We start from the raw sequence: 15,547 nt of genomic DNA, 5'->3' as shown, positions 1-15,547 counted from the left end.
CACCGTGCGCCCCGGAACTCCTTCACCTCACGACACCTGGGCGACCATCACTCCGGCGCCTACAGATGACCCCAGTCGCCTAATCAAGCGACGTTGGGTGCACACGGAGGTCCGTACGTAGCCCTAGGAATCATGCGCGGCTCGGATCCATGCGGATGAGGTGGGCAACATCACTGCGGAACGAGTGAGAGGTATAGGTTAGTCGGTTGGCTTTCCCAGGCCTCACGATCATCGATCATCTCTTCCGACAGAGATCCCTCAATAACCTCATCCTTCGGCCACGTGAGCAAGCATATGGACGCCGCACCCCGCTCCGCCAACTTGCGGACGAGTCCACCTGAAATGGCGCGAGCGTCGTCACCCGTCAAGGCAAATTCGGAACTCAGCATCTCAACAAGCTCCTAGAGCCCAACAGTGCCGACGGCCAGCATCTCCTGGACTTCCAGCCCTCACCTCCCTGGCGGAGGTTTTGGGCCTACAAACGACGAGGTCACAGCCCGTAAGAGCTGTGACCTCGTCAGCACAAAGGTGGTTGCAGTACTAGCCGGTGGACCCGCCCGCATCCCGGCTGTCGACCCCGCAGACCATCTGGCCTTCTGAGTTGTTGACGCAGACGTCCTTGCGGCCGTCTGCGTACCACGCGCTGGAGTAGGCCTTGGTGGTGGTCAGGTCGCGGTAGCCGATGGTGCTGTTGTCGCTGTAGTTGAAGATCCACACCTCGCAGCCGTTGGAGCCTCCCGGCGTATACCAGCGAATGCTGCCGTTCTTAACCTCCTGGTACACGTTGCAGCGGGGGACCACTACAAGACGGCCTCCGTTGCCGCTCTTGTCGGCGGTGAGCTGCTCGGTGGACCTGGCAGCACCGTCCTGCCGCGCAGGCTGGTTCAGCACCGACTCCGAGGGGCTTGCCTGCGCACGAGAGGAAGAACCGTGGGGCGCACTGGAGGCCGCGCAGGAGACGAGGCTGAACACTGCCGCAGCGCTGCAGGATGCGGCCGCGAGCACTTCCCAGGTGCGGCGCCCTCGGAGCCGATGCGAAACCATTACCTTTTGTCCCTAATTCATCTTAGTTGTACGGACCGCACTCAAGCACGCCAGAGTCTGTGTTGACGCAGACGTCCATATAGTAGCCGGGACCGTCGTAGTACCACGAGCTGTAGTAGGACCCCGTAGTGCTTACGTAGTGGTCGCCCTTGGTGGTGTTGTGGGAGGAGTCGTAGATCCACGCCTCGCAGCCCTGGGAGTTTCCCGTCGTGTACCAGCGCATGTAGTCATGCTGCGGGCTCCCTTGCAGCTGTACCTGCTGCTTGATATTGCAATATACGGACCAGGTCCCTTCTGCTGCTTGGGCCGGGATGGCCATCGCCAGCACGGCAGCCCCTGTGAGACCTGCTACTGCGGCATAGCTGCGGAAATGCTTCATATCTTCCTCCCCAAATGACCGAATGTTCCGCTCCAAAAAGGACGCCTTTTCTGGCACTTCTTGGCGTGATCATGCTAGAGAGATAGATGTAAGGTCGTAAAGGCGTTCAATTTTACTTTGCTGATCCTTTAGGGAAAGGTTATTTATCTTTTACTTAAAGTGCTGTTTCTTTTGGCTCCGGTGGTTATCGGGCAGGGCATGATGCGCTTTTTCGAGCGTCTGGTGCCGGAAGGGTCGTGAGAGCCGACGTGTCAGGGGCAATGCGTTCTCAGGCTGTGAGTCAGAGCAGGGCGGCGGCGAGCAGGTGGGTTGCCTTGTCGTCGGGATCCGCACACGGTCTTGCCATCGACGGCCAGGCCGGACCAGCGTGTTGCCGGGTTCGTCGACCGGGTCGGCGGCGAACCGGGCGAACCGCACGCGGGGGCGCGTACGCAGGCGATCAGCTCGTCTCGCCGGCTGAGAACGCATCAGCCGCGAACTCAACCCGGTGAACGGGGCCAGGGACCACTCCTAGCTGGCGCGGCTCAGCACGTTGAGGTGTTCCAAGTAGTCCATGCCTGCCGACTCTCGGGAAAAGTCGCGATTCACGAGGGCGGCAAGTTCGCGGCTGACCATGAGCAGCGACGGAAGCGACTGGCGGTCGCCCTTGAGCGCCCACTCGCCGTAGCTGACGGCCTGGTCGAGATCGCCTTGGCGTGCAGCGACGACGCCCAACGTAACCCTGGCCTCAGCCATCCTCATGGGTGCCCGTTCAGCCCCGTCGAAATCCGTGCCAGCTCGGATGACCTCGTCCGCAAGGTTCTTCGCGAAGCGGTCCTCACCAAGGAGGCGATAGCAGTCCATCGCGTAGAAGTCGAACTTCGCCGGGTCCACCACGAAGTGGTGATCGAGGTTCTCGGGATACGACATCCCTTCGAGCAGCTTCCGCCCGCGATCCAGGGCGACTTCAGTCTGTCGCCGGTCGCCAAGCCGTGCCCATCCCTTGGCCTCGTGTGCAGCCAGTTGGACAGCCACGCCCTTGCTCGGTGCTGCCTCGGTTCCTGCTTGAGACGCAGCCAAGATGCCTCGGTAATCGCCGGTGGTAAGGGCGAACCATGCCCGCATCTCATGCGCCCATCCGGCGATCTCGTTGTTGTCGGCCTCGTGCGCCAGAGAGAGGGCAGCCCTGCGCGTGCTCTCTGCGGCGGTTCGATCGCCCATGTCGTACTCGACGCACCCGATCAAGAGGGCGAGCCATCCTGAAAGAGCAAGCACCTCGCGGTGCTGAGCAAGGGTGAGCCGCTGCGACTGCATCCCGGCGATTCGCCTAAGCCACTGTCGACCCTCTATCGCGAGCTGATCACCGGGAAGGTGGGGGTACTCGGAGCAGAGTCGATCAGTCGTGATCCTCAGTGCATCAAGCGTGGCGTTGTCGACGTCGGACGCCTGCAAGCGGCTGAGGATGTCCAGGGTTTCCATGCCGGTTACCGTGGCGATCTCGGCATTGCCATCGCGGCGACTGGCGACGGGAAAGATCGCGTGCGTCACCGTGCCGAAGGTCTTGGCGATGATCGGCTGGTAGAAGTCGCTCGGCGTGACTTCGCCGGACTCCCAGCGCTTCCACTGCCGGACCATGCTGGCCCCCTCGGGCAGGGACTTCGGCGAGTGAGCGCGAAGCGCGGATACCGCCTCTGCCTGGGACCACATTCGGGCCTCGCGCTCAGCAGCAATGCGTCGCGCCCATGCCGGTCGTTCCTCGCTCATGTGCCCTCCCATCGGGGTGCCTGCTTCGAGTCTGGCATCCCATGAGCCTTTGACACGGGGGTGACAGGGAGCTGTCACCACTGCTGTCCGTCCATGACACCGCTGGTGTCACTAGTGGGTCAGTCACTCCGTGCGCATGGTGGATCACACGTTAAGCGCTGCCCGCTTCGGCTCGCTCTTCGAGCGTGGCCACTCGGGCGGCAAGTCGCCGAAGTTCGGAGTGAATCGCCGTGATCTCTTCTCGAACGCTGGAACTCACCGGGACGTTCATCCCCGAAGCGTCGTCGTTGTCCTTGACGAAGTACCCCCGGTTGGGGACGGAGAAGATCAAGCCCTCATCCATGAGGAGCTTGAGGCCGCTGGTCACGGTGACGGGCGTTGTCCCGAAGCGTTCCGCCAACTCCCGAAGTGACTGGAGCTTCTTCCCTGGCTGCGTGGTCGCGATCTCTTTGCGGAGGGTGTCGGCGATCTGGATCGCCTTGGGCCTCGGGTCGTCGGTGGCAACGCTCATGCATCGATGCTACGTGCCACTCCACAACTACGCACTACTACGTACTATCCCGAAAGGGTATTGCGATCTAGTGTGTGATAGTGCACTCTACTGGTGATGGCATCGCCATCCCGGACTCGCCCCGGAGGGCAGCGCATCTACCGCCAAGCAGCTCGCCGCCCTCCTTCGTCCTCGAAAGGAACTTTCATCATGCCGTCCTTCAAGATCGACCTTTCAACCGCCGTCGTGTTCGTGGCGACCCCGCCGACGCCCAAGCTGGTGAGCAAGCAGACCGGAGAGGTCGCGATCGACCGGGAGACCGGGGCGCCGCTGGTGACCATCGGTCTGCTGATCTCGGATGAGGGTGAGGGGAACCTGTACCAGGTGACCGTCCCCTCCACCGGGGTGGACGAGTCGCTGACCCCGGGCATGCCGGTGTCGGTGATCGGGCTCAAGGCCCGTGACTGGGAGAACACCTTCAACGGCACCACCCGGCACGGGATCAGCTTCCGGGCGGTGGCCATCACTGCCCTGATGCCCGCTGCGATGTCGAACGGCCAGGGCTGATCGCCGTGTCGGAGCTGACGAGTCTGCTGGAGCTGGGTGCCCCGTTAGCCGCCGTGGCCGGCGGGGCCGCCTACGCCCGACACCGCACCCCGCGCCTGTACTGGTCCGCGGTCGGCCTGCCCGCCGCACTGGTGCGGATCCAGAGCAAGTGGGACGAGACCATGAGCGCCTGTGAGCTGAGCGTCAGCCCCTCGCTGCTCAAGATCATGGCCGCTGATCGGGCCGAACGCTCCCAGCTCCCCCACGACGTCCCCAAGCTCCGCAGCATCCGCCCATCGACCATCGGGGTCCGGCTGCGGGTCCGTCTGGCCCGAGGGCTCACCACCGACGCGGTGCGGGATGCCTCCGAAGCGCTGCGGCACGCCTGGCAGGTCAACGCGGTCTACGTCTCCGAGGTCCGCCCCGGCATCGTGGACCTGCACCTGGTCGGCTTCGACGTACTGCGCCGGGTCGTGCTTCCCTCGCGCATGGCGAGCAAGGCGGCCGGCCTGCTGCGGGTCCCGATCGCGCTGCGCGAGGACGGCACGGTGTTCGTCCGCGACTACCGCACCGCCCCGCACGGCCTGGCCCTGGGCGCCACCGATTCGGGCAAGTCGATGTACGCCCGGAACCTGTTCGCCGGCCTCGCCGGGCAGCCGGTGGCCCTGGCGGGGATCGACTGCAAGCGTGGTGTGGAACAGGCCCCGTTCGCCTCCCGGTTGTCGGCGTTGGCCACGGAGCCGGATGCCGCGCTGGATCTGCTGCGGGTCCTGGTCGAGGAGGAGATGGACCACCGCTACGACCTGATCCGTGACCACCTGGGCATACCCGGGACGGTGGCCCGTGAGGACATCACCGCCAACATCTGGGGACTGCCCGACGACATCCGCCCCGCCCCGCTGGTGCTGGTCGTGGACGAGATCGCGGAACTGTTCCTGTCCGCGAACAAGGTCGAGGACAAGCGGCGCAACGAGACCGTCACGCTGCTGATCCGCTACGCCCAGCTCGCCCGCGCCACCGGCATGTACCTCGAAGTCCTCGGCCAGCGCTTCGGCGCCGAACTCGGCAAAGGCGCCACCGCACTTCGCGCCCAGCTCACCCACCGCGTCGTGCACCGCGTCAACGACATCGAGACCGCCCGCATGGGCCTGGGCGACATCTCCGAACAGGCCATGACCGCCTCGACGCAGATTCCTTCCGAGCAGCCCGGCACCGCCATCGCCGGTGATTCCTCGGGCCGTTGGTCGCGTATCCGCACCCCGTACCTGAGCCTGGCCGACGCCTCCGCACGCTGCGCCCGCCACGCCCACCTGGTCCCGGACCTACCCGCGCTGGACGCCTTCCGCCCCGTACCGCCCCCCGTTGAACAGAGCAACGCCGTACCGCTGGTCAAGCCCCGCACCGTCCCGGTCACCGAGTAACACCCCCTGCCTCACACGGTCGGCGCGACCGCCCCGCGCCACGTCCCTACCCCCGCCATGCCCGAACGCCTGAGAGGAGAGACCGCGATGGCCGCCAGGAAGACCACCGCCCGCCGCCCCGCCACCAAGCCCGCTGCCGCGCCGGCGTGCCCCGACTGCGACGGCAAGGGCGAGACCACCGAGACCGTTCGTGTCGGTGCCCGCAAGGGGCGCGAGACCGACGACCGCCAGTCCGCCCTGTGCCTGACCTGCTTCGGCACCGGCAACGCCCTTGAGGAGTGATCCCGTGTCCGCCTCGATGTCCTTCTACGCCGACGCTGACAGCTACGTACGACTGCACCGGTACACCGAACGCGTCCCGATCCTCACCCTCAACGGCCGTGACCACTCGCTGACGATCAGTGCCTTCGACCGTACGCCGATGGCCGATCACCTGGCCTTCGCCAAGGCCCTGGCCACCGCTGCCGCCAACTACCTGACCGCCCTGGAGAACTACGCCGCCGCCGCGCCCGCCACTGCCGACAGCGACCGCGGCTGATCCCGGACGCCGGGCGGCTGGCCACCACACCTCGCCCGGCGCCCGACCACCACCCGAGAGGAGGTGAAGACATGCGCAAGATCCGCATTGATGCCGTGCTGGTTCAGGCCGTGATCGCCGCCGCGCTGTCCTTCGCCCACCTGCACGACATCGCCGAAGCCGCCGGCCAACACGGCTGGAAGGCCTGGGCCTACCCCATCAGCGTCGATCTGCTGCTGGTCGCCGCCTGGCGACGCCTGCGCACCCGCGTCGGCTCCCGCCCCTTGGCCTGGTGCTGGTTCGTGATCGCCCTCACCGCGTCGCTGGGCGCGAACGTCGCCACCGCCGGATTCCTCGACCTCGACCACGCCCCGGCCCTGCTGCGCCTGCTGGTCGCCGGATGGCCCGCCCTGGCCTTCCTCGGCGGCACCCTGCTCGCCCACACCCCCACCACCGGCCACGCACCCGAGATCACCCCCGAAACGCCGCCACCTTCACCGGCCCCGGATACGGCCCTGGATTTCGAACCGGAGCCCGAACCCGAGCCGGAGCCGATTGCGCCCCGGGAGGAAGCCCCGGCGCTGCCCCCGGCCCCCACACCGGCTGTGCCGACCGCGCTGGTGGAGCACGCCCGCAAGGTCGCCGACGCCCACCACGCCGCCACCGGCCACCGCATCGACACCGCCACCCTGCGCGCCCGCCTCGGCGTCCCCCCGGCCCTGGCCGACGCCATCGCCGCCCACCTCGCCTGAAAGGACCGACCCGTCGTGACCGTCGACCTTCCCCTGATCGTCGTCCTCATCGCGCTCGGCTACGTGGGCCTGAAGTTCGCCCGCGTCCCCAAATGGCTGGTCGTCGTCCTGCTGCTGCTCGGCTTCCAGACCGCCCACACCTTCATCGCCCCCGCCGTCGACTCCGGCACCAAGACCGGCGTCGAGGTCGTCAACGGCACCACCAAATAACGAGGAGGAGACCCGCCATGCTCCGCCCCAAGATCCCCACCAACCCGACCGTGACCGGCCTGGTGATCCCCACCAGCATCACGACCACTGTTGAGCCGCAGCACTCCGCCCCGGCTTGCCGCTGCCACCACACCCCCGCCGCTCCGGCCCCCGTGCCCGCTCCGGTCTCGAACCGGCCCACGGTGCAGCTCACCCCGTCGGGTCTGATCACAGTCGTGGCCGGCGGCACTGCGGTGGTCCTGGTCGTCGGCACGGTCCTGGTCTCGCTGCTGCTCGCGGTCGCCGTCACCGCCGCCTCGGTCGCGGTCTGCGCGATCGTCCTGCGCTCGATGCTCAACGACTCGCACAAGCGCCGTTGACCGGCCTTCCGGGGCGGCCTCGATCCCGCGAAGAATCCGCCGCCCCGGAAGGCCTCAGCCCCCAACCAATCCGCAGATTGATCAGGAGACCTTCATCATGCCCCAGCACCGCCCTGCCCCGACGCGGGTCTGCCGTGACTGCGACGGCTTTCCCGTCGTCGCCATCACCACCGGCACTCGCCTGCCCGACGGCACCCGCACCACCATCCGCGTCGCCTGCCCGGCCTGCCACGGCACCGGTACCGCCCCCTTGGCCCGGGTTGCCCGCCGTCTGGGCCCGGTCTCGTCCCGGCAGGAGGTGGCCCGGTGATGCGCACTACCGCCACCTCCCGCCCGACCTCGGTGCACCTGTTCTGTGGGGCCGGCGGGGACTCCGACGGATTCCGCCGCGCCGGGTTCGACGTCGTGCTGGGGGCCAATCACTGGCAGAAGGCCGTGGACACCCACGCCGTCAACTTCCCCGAAGCCGAGCACCTGTGCGTGGACCTGGACCACTACGACATGCGCAAGCTCCCCAAGGCCCGGGTCCTGGTCGGCTCCCCCATCTGCACCGAGGGCAGCCCCGCCGACGGCATCAAACGCCCCAAGGCAGCCCCCACCCCCGGACAGCTCTCCCTCCTCGACGAAGGCCCGATCGCCGACGCCGCCTGGGAACGCACCCGCGCCACCGCCTACGACATCCTGCGCGCCACCGAGGTCCACGACTTCGACGCCGTCGTCTGCGAGAACGTCCCCCGCTTCGCCACCGCCTGGCCCCTGTTCCACTGGTGGCTGCAAGGCATGGCCATCCTCGGCTACCGCCACCAGGTCGTCTCCGTCTCCGCCGCCCACATCGGCGGCGAGAACAACCCGCACGCCCCGCAATGGCGCGACCGCATCTTCATCGTGTTCACCCGCCAGAGCATGCGGCAACCCGACCTCGCGGTGCGCCCGCCGGCCTGGTGCCCCACCTGCGAACAAGACATCCAAGCCGTCCAGTCCTGGCGCAACGGCCGCACCATCGGCAAATACCGCCAGCAGTACGACTACCGCTGCCCCAACGGCGCCACCTGCGGCCACCGCATCGTCGAGCCCTACGTCCGCCCGGCCGCGTCCGCGATCGACTGGACCGACACCGGCATCCGCATCGGCGACCGCCCCCACCACGGCAGGGGCCCGCTGGCCGCCTCCACGCTGCGCAAAATCCGGCTCGGGCTGGAGAAACACCGCGTGCCCGCCCTGGTGGCGGTCAACCACTCCGACCCCGGCGACGGACGCGCCGTCCCCGCGCACGCCTCACCGCTGGCCACCCGCACCGTACGCATCGGCGACGGCATCGCGCTCCCCGCACCGTTCATCACCGAGCACCGCGGCGGCGGCAGCACCACCCGGGCCATCGCCGATCCGCTCGGAGCCATCACCGCCGGGGGCAACCACCACGGCCTGGTCATCCCCTACCGCAAGGGCGGACCGACCACGACCGCGTACCCGCTGCACACGATCGCCACCCGCGAGTCGGCGGGCCTGGTGCTGGGCTCCGACGCCCTGCCCGAGGACATCGCCCTGGAGGACTGCTACTTCCGGATGCTCTCCCCGCGTGAGCACCTGCGCGGCCAGCGCTTCACCGACGACTACACCGTCCTGGGTAACGGCGGCGAGCAGACCATGCAGGCAGGCAACGCCGTGCCCTCCAACGTCGCCCAGTGGATCGCCTCCGCCCTGCTGGAGGTCCTGTGACCACCCACCACCTCGACCCCGACCCCGGCACCGGACCCATGCGGGCGCTGACCTTCTGGCAGCCCTGGGCAAGCTGCATCGCCTACGGCACCAAGCGCATCGAAAACCGCCGCTGGCCTACCGACTACCGGGGGCTGCTGCTCATTCACGCCAGTCGCACCCTCGACCCCCGCGCCACCGACCTTCCCCAGACGCGGGCGTTCCTGCGCCGCCCCCAGCCCATGGGCGCTGTGCTCGCCGTCGCTCGCCTCGTCGGCTGCCACCCCGACGATGGCTGGTGCTCCCTGTGGTCCGCCGCGGGCCAGTTTCACTGGCAGCTCACGGACGTAACGCGGCTCGCACGGCCGCTGCCCTACCCGGGGGCACGCGGCCTGTGGACTCCGCCCGCTGAGTTGCAGACCGTCCGCGTTCTCGCTGACGCCCTCGCGCAGTTTGAGGGGGCCGCGTGACCGACACCCTCGCGCCCATGGCGGGCCTGGACCCGGTCACCTGGCGGGACTTCCTGCGGGTGGCCGGGCAACCGGACTTCGAGCGCTGGCAAGACCAGATTCGCCGCACCGGCGGCTGCTCCAGCCCGATCCGCCTGACCGGCTACACCAAGACCATCGACAAGGCCAACGGCCAGGTCCTGCACGCCTACAGCACCGACGCCGAACCCGGCGGCACGCTCCGGGTCGCATGCGGCAACCGCCGCGCCTCCCGGTGCCCCGCCTGCGCCTGGACCTACGCAGGCGACACCTATCACCTCATCCGTGCAGGCCTCACCGGCGACCCGGCCAAAGGCACCCCACACACCGTCCGCGAACACCCACGGGTCTTCGCCACCCTCACCGCCCCCAGCTTCGGCCCTGTCCATAACCGCCCCGCCTCCGGCCGCTGCCGCTGCGGCGCACACCATGCCGAGGACGCTCCCGCGCTGGGCACAGCGCTCGATCCGGAGACGTACGACTACGTCGGGGCGGTGCTGTGGAACAACCACGCTTCCAAGCTCTGGGATCGCTTCTCCATCTACCTCCGCCGCGAGATCGCCGCTCGCGCCGGACTCACCCAACGCGAAGCACGCGAGCAAGCCCGGATCTCCTTCGGCAAGGTCGCCGAATACCAGCGACGTGGGGCGGTCCACTTCCATGCGGTGATCCGCTTCGACGGGCCCGAGGGCCCCGACTCCCCGCCGCCGGCCTGGGCGACCCTCGACCTCCTGACCGACGCCATCGGTGCGGCTGCCGCCCGCGTCGCCGTGCCCGTGCCCGCTGCCGGACCCTTCCCCGCCCGCGTGCTGGGCTGGGGCACACAGCTCGACGTGCAGCCCATCGGAGCATTCGACCGCGGGGAGGTCACCGAACAAGCCGTAGCCGCCTATGTCGCCAAGTACGCCACCAAAGCAGCCGAGACCACCGGCACCGTAGACCGCCGGATCGGCGAACTCGCCGAACTCGACAAGCTCCCCGCCTTACCCGATCACGCCCGGCGCCTGATCCAAGCCTGCTGGGACCTCGACGAGCACTACCCCGACCGGAAGCTGTGGGCCTGGGCTCACATGCTCGGCTTCCGGGGCCACTTCTCCACCAAGAGTCGCCGCTACTCGACCACCCTGGGCGCGCTACGGCAGGTCCGGGCCGACTACCGCGCCCGCCAGCAACGCGAAGCCCTCGGCCTACCCGATCCCGAGGACAACCCCGAGGCCACGACCCTCGTCATCGCCCATTGGGCCTACGCCGGACACGGCCATACCCCCGGCGAATCCTGGCTCGCCGCCACCATCCACCGCGACCTGCAAGCCGCACGCGACACCGCCCGCGAAGCCCTGCATGACCTCCGAGACCAGGAAGGGGACGCCGCATGATCACGACCACCGTGATTGAGAGGAAGTGGCATACCACCGCCGAAGTCGCCGTAATGCTCGGCTTCGGATTGTCCAAGACCAAGATGCTCGTGCTGACGGGCGAGATCAGGTCCGTCAAGGAGGGCCGCAGCCGCCGCATCCTGCCGCGCTGGGTTGATGAGTACGTGGAACGCCGGGCGCGTGAGGTTGAGGAGCTGAGCGCATGAGCGGCAAGCGGGGCAACGGGGAAGGCTCGATTTACCCCTACAAGAACGGCCATGCGGCCTACGTCTGGGTGACCAAGCCGGACGGCAAGCGCGCCCGGAAGTACGTCTATGGCAAGACCCGCGAAGAGGTCCACGACAAGTGGATCAAACTGCATGCCGAAGCCAAGCAGGGCCCGGTGGCCACCCGTCACCGCACGCTCGCCACCTTCCTGACGTACTGGCTCGCCTCGATCGTCAAGCCCAACCTCGCGCCCCTCACGTACGTCTCGTATGAGGGATCGGTGCGGCTCTACATCGCCCCCCATCTGGGGGCCAAGCGGCTCGACAAGCTGACCGTGCGGGACGTGCGCGAGTGGCTGACCAAGCTGGCGGGCATTTGCCAGTGCTGTGCTCAGGGCAAGGACGCCAAGCGCGCTCCGAGTCGGCAGCGCTGCTGTGCTGTGGGTGAGTGCTGCGAGGCGTACCCGTCGCGCCGAGTGATCCAGGCGGCTCGCGATGCCCTGCGCGCTGCGCTGACTCACGCGGTCGCCGAAGAGGAGATCGGGAAGAACGTCGCCTCGCTGGTCAAGGTCCCCAAGCCTCGCCGCCGTCGGATCAAGCCCTGGTCAGTGGTCGAGGCCGGGAAGTTCCTCGCCGACGGGGTGGCCCGTGATGACCGCCTCTTCGCCGCTTGGGTCCTCGTGCTCTGCCTCGGACTGCGACGCGGTGAGGTGCTGGGACTGACGTGGGAGTCCGTGGGCTTCGACGCAGGTGAGCTGTACGTGGATCACCAGATCCAGCGCGCGGGCAGGCAGATCCTCCACCGCGAGACGAAGACTGAGGAATCAGACGACGTTCTGCCGCTGCCCGCGCTGTGCCTGAAGGCGCTACGGATGCACCGTGCTCAGCAACAAGGCGACCGCAAGGCGGCCGGCCAGCAGTGGCAGGATACCCGTGGGCTGATCTTCACCACGAAGTACGGCACCCCCATCGAGCCGGGCAACCTGACGCGGATGTTCGCCCTTCGGACTCGGCGTGCGGGCCTGCGGGTGATCCCGCTGCGGAACACCCGGCACACGTGCAGCTCGCTCCTGGTGGCGCTCGGCGTGCACCCGAAGGTGGCACAGCGGATCCTTCGGCACTCGCAGATCGCCATGACGATGGAGGTCTACGCGGAGGCGAGCGAGGAAGAGGTACGCGAAGCGGTACGCAAGCTGTCCGAAGCGATGGGTGGCGGCTGATCAAGGCCGTTGCTGTACTTCGCTGCTGTACGGCACGAAAAGGCCCCCTCCGGGATGATCCCGAGGGGGCTTTGGCCTGCTGTGCACTCGGCAGGATTCGAACCTGCAACCTTCTGATCCGTAGTCAGATGCTCTATCCGTTGAGCTACGAGTGCTTGTGCTTCCCGGCGCTTTCGGGCCGGTCTGCGTTGCGGGAACAACATTACATGACCCGCCGCGTGAGGTGAAATCCATTGCCTGCACCCGCACTGAGCTGGGAAAACGCCGGAAGCCCCGGCCGGTGATCGGCCGGGGCTTCCGGACTGGAGCGGAGGCTGAGGGATTTGAACCCTCGATGGGATTGAAGTCCCAAACCGCATTAGCAGTGCGGCGCCATAGACCGGACTAGGCGAAGCCTCCAGACACGCCCGCGCGAGCGGGTGTGTGCAGATGATGGCACAGCCGGGTGGGCTGTCACCAATCGCAGACCAGGTTACTAGGCCACGCACGGACAGAGCAAAGCTGTTCCGCGGCGACGCGCCCACGATCGGGTGGATCAGGGGAGCGCGGGGATGCGGGGAGGTAAGGACGGGGCATGCGAATGACCCGAATGACGCTGGCCGCCCTGTGGGCCGTCGGGCTGCCGTTGGTGACCGCGACCGCCGCGAGGGCGGCGGAGCCCGTGCCGGAGCCGTTGCCGGTGGACCGGCTGACCGTGACGGTGGACGACGGGGAGGATCACGTGGCTACGTATGAACTGGCCTGCCATCCGACGGCCGGGACGCTGCCGGACGCGCAGGGGGCGTGTGACCGGCTGGACGCGCTGGGCGGGCCGGTGGGGCCGCCGCCGCCGGGGCAGATGTGCACGATGATCTACGGCGGCCCGCAGAAGGCGACGGTGGTCGGCACCTGGCGGGGGGCGCCGGTGAGGGCGCGCTACAACCGCGCCAACGGCTGTGAGACCGCCCGGTGGGAGGACATGGCGCCGGTGCTGCCCGCGCCCCAGCCCACGGAGGGTGACGGACTCCACAATTCCGGTTGGCGGCCGTGAACACTTGCATCCCGTAAGGGACATGAGCATCCATGACCGCGGGCTCAACGACTGCCCGTACACTCGCTCTAGTGACAGGCCGCGAAGGCAGCGGCAAGATGGGCGGCCACCGGCAGCGCGGGGTCCACCGGGCCACCGCCAGCGGTGTGCGGCACATGCGGTACATCAGGGAGGACGCGTCTCGTGAGCAGCAGGCCATCCCGAGGCGCTGCTCGCCTCGCCGCAATACTGGACGCCCTGCCTGACGCGCTGCTCCTGGTCAACGCCAACGGCACCGTCGTCAACGCCAATTCGATAGCCCTGGAGACCTTCGAGTCCCCCGGCACCGCCCTCGTCGGGCGCGGGCTGCTCGATCTCCTTCCGACCTTCGACTCCAAGCGCATCCCGGGCTCCATGCGGCGGCCCGATGACGACGACGGCCGGACGAAGCCGACGCGGATGGTCGCGCGGCGCACCGACGGCAGTGAATTTCCGGTAGAGGTTACGAGCGCGAACATCGACGACGCGCGCACCGCCTTCGCGGAGACCTACAGCTACACGGGCGACGAGCTGCTGATGCTGGTGGTCCGTGACCTCACCGGCGCCCTCGACACCGAGGCCGAACTCGCCCGCCAGCAGCGGCAGACCGAGATGATCCTGCGCGCCGCGAGCGAGGGCGTGGTCGGCGTCGACACCGAGGGCAGGGTGGTGCTGGTCAACCCGGCCGCCGCGCAGATCCTCGGCTTCCGCGCCACCGACCTCGGCGGCCAGGAGCTGCACCCGCTGATCCAGCACTCGCGCCCCGACGGCTCCCCGTTGCCGTACGAGGAGACCTCGCTCGCCGAGACCCTGCGCAGTGGCCTGAAGCACCGCGTACGCGGCCAGGTGCTGTGGCGCAAGGACGGCAAGGCGGTTCCGGTGGACCTGACGACGGCGCCGGTACGGGAGGGTGAGCAGCTGGTCGGCGCGGTCATGACCTTTACCGACCGGAGCGGCTTCAACGCCCTGGCCGCGCGCCATGCGCAGCTTCAGGCGGTGCTCAGCGAGTCGCTGCGAGGGCCGATCGACGAGCTGCGCGGCGAGCTGGTCGGCCTGGCCGCCGACCCGGCCGGGCACCTGTGGCCCGAGGCCAACCAGATCCTGCACCACCTCGCCGCCGGATACGCCCGCATCACCACCCTCATCGACAATGTGCTGGCCTTCCAGCGGCTGGACCGGGGCGAGGACAAGCTGGAGCGCGTGACGACCTCCCTGGACAAGGTGGTCGCGGCGGGCGTCGAGGGCGCGGTCGAGCTGATCGGCCCCGGACGCGCGCAGTACGCGGTCCACGCCCCGCCCATAGAGGCCACGGTGGACGCCGACCGGCTGGCCCAGGCCGTCTCGCACCTGATCGCGGACGTCGCCGGGGTCGACGCGGCCGGGAACATCCCGGTGCTGCCCAGCGGCAGTGACTCCACGATCGTCGTGGCGGCGGCGCAGCGAGGCGACGTCGTAAGGATCGAGGTGCGCGGCCCGCACGCCGGCGGCGACCCGGTGCATCTGCCGATAGCGCGCGGCATCGTGGAGCGGCACGGTGGCGTGCTGCAGACCCATGAAGTGCCCGGCCAGGGCAGTGCGTACGTCCTCGAGGTGCCGGTCGGCCCGGGCAAGGGCGCGGCTGCGGGCGCCGTGAAGGAGCCGGTACGGGAGTCGGAGACGACGGTCATGCCGTTGCCGGCCGAGCCGATCCGTGGGACGAGCACGAAGCCGGGGCCGCCCCGGCAGCGACAGGCGTCGGAGGACGCGCCGGTGGCCGGCCCCACTTCCGCCGGCGCCATCGCACTCCCGGCGGCGGCCACGGAAACCCCGAGCGGGCGGCGCCGTGCCCTGCGGCAGCCGGAGGACCAGGCCCCGGCGCTGCCGGCCCAGCAGCCACACCAGCCCGAGCAGCCGCAGCCGCACCAGGAGCAGCCGACGGGCCGTCGCGCCAGGCGCCCGGCCGCCGATGACAGTCAGGCGGGCCAGGCGGCCCACCCCGGCCAGCCGTCCGGTCTCCCGGCGCTGCCCCCCGCCACCGCCGACGCCCCGGAAGCGCCCACCGGGCGGCGGGGCC

At 68.6% G+C, this 15,547-nt stretch carries 19 protein-coding genes and 2 tRNA genes; 15 read left to right on the top strand and 6 right to left on the bottom strand.

Annotated elements, in window-relative coordinates:
* Positions 1–540 precede the first annotated feature (540 nt).
* The 4 genes from EFK10_RS00910 to EFK10_RS00895 form a co-directional block, all read right to left on the bottom strand.
* Positions 541–891, bottom strand: a complete 351-nt coding sequence (locus EFK10_RS00910) for a hypothetical protein (protein WP_127353884.1) — start codon at positions 889–891, stop codon at positions 541–543.
* A 175-nt stretch (positions 892–1,066) separates the two neighbouring features.
* Positions 1,067–1,423: a hypothetical protein gene (locus EFK10_RS48395; RefSeq protein ID WP_206305254.1), complete on the bottom strand. Its 357-nt coding sequence runs from the start codon at positions 1,421–1,423 to the stop codon at positions 1,067–1,069.
* Between the two features lie 510 nt (positions 1,424–1,933).
* Positions 1,934–3,166 (bottom strand): helix-turn-helix domain-containing protein, encoded by a 1,233-nt coding sequence (locus tag EFK10_RS00900; protein ID WP_127353882.1) that lies wholly within the window; start codon positions 3,164–3,166, stop codon positions 1,934–1,936.
* A 151-nt stretch (positions 3,167–3,317) separates the two neighbouring features.
* The gene (locus EFK10_RS00895; RefSeq protein WP_240676892.1) at positions 3,318–3,677 is read right to left on the bottom strand and encodes a GntR family transcriptional regulator; all 360 of its coding nucleotides are present in this window, start codon (positions 3,675–3,677) and stop codon (positions 3,318–3,320) included.
* Positions 3,678–3,866: 189 nt separating this feature from the next.
* On the opposite strand from EFK10_RS00895, the gene EFK10_RS00890 reads away from it, so the two are divergent.
* From EFK10_RS00890 to EFK10_RS00830, 13 genes are all read left to right on the top strand, one after another.
* Positions 3,867–4,223 carry an SCO3933 family regulatory protein gene (locus EFK10_RS00890; RefSeq protein ID WP_127353881.1) on the top strand — a complete coding sequence of 119 codons (357 nt, stop codon included), beginning with the start codon at positions 3,867–3,869 and terminating at the stop codon, positions 4,221–4,223.
* A gap of 5 nt (positions 4,224–4,228) precedes the next feature.
* Complete coding sequence (locus EFK10_RS00885) at positions 4,229–5,623, top strand: FtsK/SpoIIIE domain-containing protein (RefSeq protein ID WP_127353880.1); 1,395 nt, start codon at positions 4,229–4,231, stop codon at positions 5,621–5,623.
* Positions 5,624–5,710: 87 nt separating this feature from the next.
* Positions 5,711–5,905 carry a hypothetical protein gene (locus EFK10_RS00880; protein ID WP_127353879.1) on the top strand — a complete coding sequence of 65 codons (195 nt, stop codon included), beginning with the start codon at positions 5,711–5,713 and terminating at the stop codon, positions 5,903–5,905.
* 4 nt (positions 5,906–5,909) lie between these two features.
* A complete protein-coding gene (locus EFK10_RS00875; RefSeq protein WP_127353878.1) occupies positions 5,910–6,161 on the top strand; it encodes a hypothetical protein in 252 nt (83 codons plus the stop codon).
* Between the two features lie 71 nt (positions 6,162–6,232).
* Positions 6,233–6,892 (top strand): DUF2637 domain-containing protein, encoded by a 660-nt coding sequence (locus EFK10_RS00870; RefSeq protein ID WP_127353877.1) that lies wholly within the window; start codon positions 6,233–6,235, stop codon positions 6,890–6,892.
* A 15-nt stretch (positions 6,893–6,907) separates the two neighbouring features.
* Complete coding sequence (locus EFK10_RS00865; RefSeq protein WP_127353876.1) at positions 6,908–7,102, top strand: hypothetical protein; 195 nt, start codon at positions 6,908–6,910, stop codon at positions 7,100–7,102.
* A 17-nt stretch (positions 7,103–7,119) separates the two neighbouring features.
* Entirely contained in the window at positions 7,120–7,461 is a 342-nt protein-coding gene (locus EFK10_RS00860; RefSeq protein ID WP_127353875.1) for a SpdD-like protein, read from the top strand.
* Positions 7,462–7,558: 97 nt separating this feature from the next.
* Positions 7,559–7,771, top strand: coding sequence for a hypothetical protein (locus EFK10_RS00855; RefSeq protein ID WP_127353874.1), 213 nt, complete (start codon positions 7,559–7,561; stop codon positions 7,769–7,771).
* A complete protein-coding gene (locus EFK10_RS00850) occupies positions 7,771–9,177 on the top strand; it encodes a DNA cytosine methyltransferase (RefSeq protein WP_127353873.1) in 1,407 nt (468 codons plus the stop codon). Before EFK10_RS00855 ends, EFK10_RS00850 begins: the two co-directional genes overlap by 1 nt.
* Complete coding sequence (locus EFK10_RS00845) at positions 9,174–9,626, top strand: ASCH domain-containing protein (RefSeq protein ID WP_127353872.1); 453 nt, start codon at positions 9,174–9,176, stop codon at positions 9,624–9,626. The genes EFK10_RS00850 and EFK10_RS00845 overlap by 4 nt, the downstream gene beginning before the upstream one ends.
* Entirely contained in the window at positions 9,623–11,020 is a 1,398-nt protein-coding gene (gene repSA / locus EFK10_RS00840) for a replication initiator protein RepSA (RefSeq protein WP_127353871.1), read from the top strand. Before EFK10_RS00845 ends, repSA begins: the two co-directional genes overlap by 4 nt.
* Positions 11,020–11,226: an excisionase family DNA-binding protein gene (locus EFK10_RS00835; protein WP_127353885.1), complete on the top strand. Its 207-nt coding sequence runs from the start codon at positions 11,020–11,022 to the stop codon at positions 11,224–11,226. The genes repSA and EFK10_RS00835 overlap by 1 nt, the downstream gene beginning before the upstream one ends.
* Complete coding sequence (locus EFK10_RS00830; RefSeq protein WP_127353870.1) at positions 11,223–12,446, top strand: site-specific integrase; 1,224 nt, start codon at positions 11,223–11,225, stop codon at positions 12,444–12,446. The genes EFK10_RS00835 and EFK10_RS00830 overlap by 4 nt, the downstream gene beginning before the upstream one ends.
* Positions 12,447–12,528: 82 nt before the next feature.
* Here the strand turns inward: EFK10_RS00830 and EFK10_RS00825 are convergent.
* Both EFK10_RS00825 and EFK10_RS00820 read right to left on the bottom strand, forming a co-directional pair.
* Positions 12,529–12,601 (bottom strand) — tRNA-Arg (locus EFK10_RS00825).
* A 153-nt stretch (positions 12,602–12,754) separates the two neighbouring features.
* Positions 12,755–12,845 (bottom strand) — tRNA-Ser (locus EFK10_RS00820).
* Between the two features lie 175 nt (positions 12,846–13,020).
* Here EFK10_RS00820 and EFK10_RS00815 point away from each other — a divergent pair.
* On the top strand, positions 13,021–13,476 hold the full coding sequence (locus EFK10_RS00815; RefSeq protein ID WP_127353869.1) for an SSI family serine proteinase inhibitor: 456 nt from the start codon (positions 13,021–13,023) through the stop codon (positions 13,474–13,476).
* Positions 13,477–13,659: 183 nt separating this feature from the next.
* Positions 13,660–15,547, top strand: a 1,888-nt coding sequence (locus tag EFK10_RS00810) for a PAS domain-containing protein (RefSeq protein ID WP_127353868.1), incomplete at its 3' end; no start/stop codon positions are given.

This window comes from Streptomyces soli (assembly GCF_003999195.1).
GTDB lineage: Bacteria > Actinomycetota > Actinomycetes > Streptomycetales > Streptomycetaceae > Actinacidiphila > Actinacidiphila soli.
Note: the sequence above shows the minus strand (reverse complement) of the source record. Positions and strands in the feature narration are given on the sequence as shown.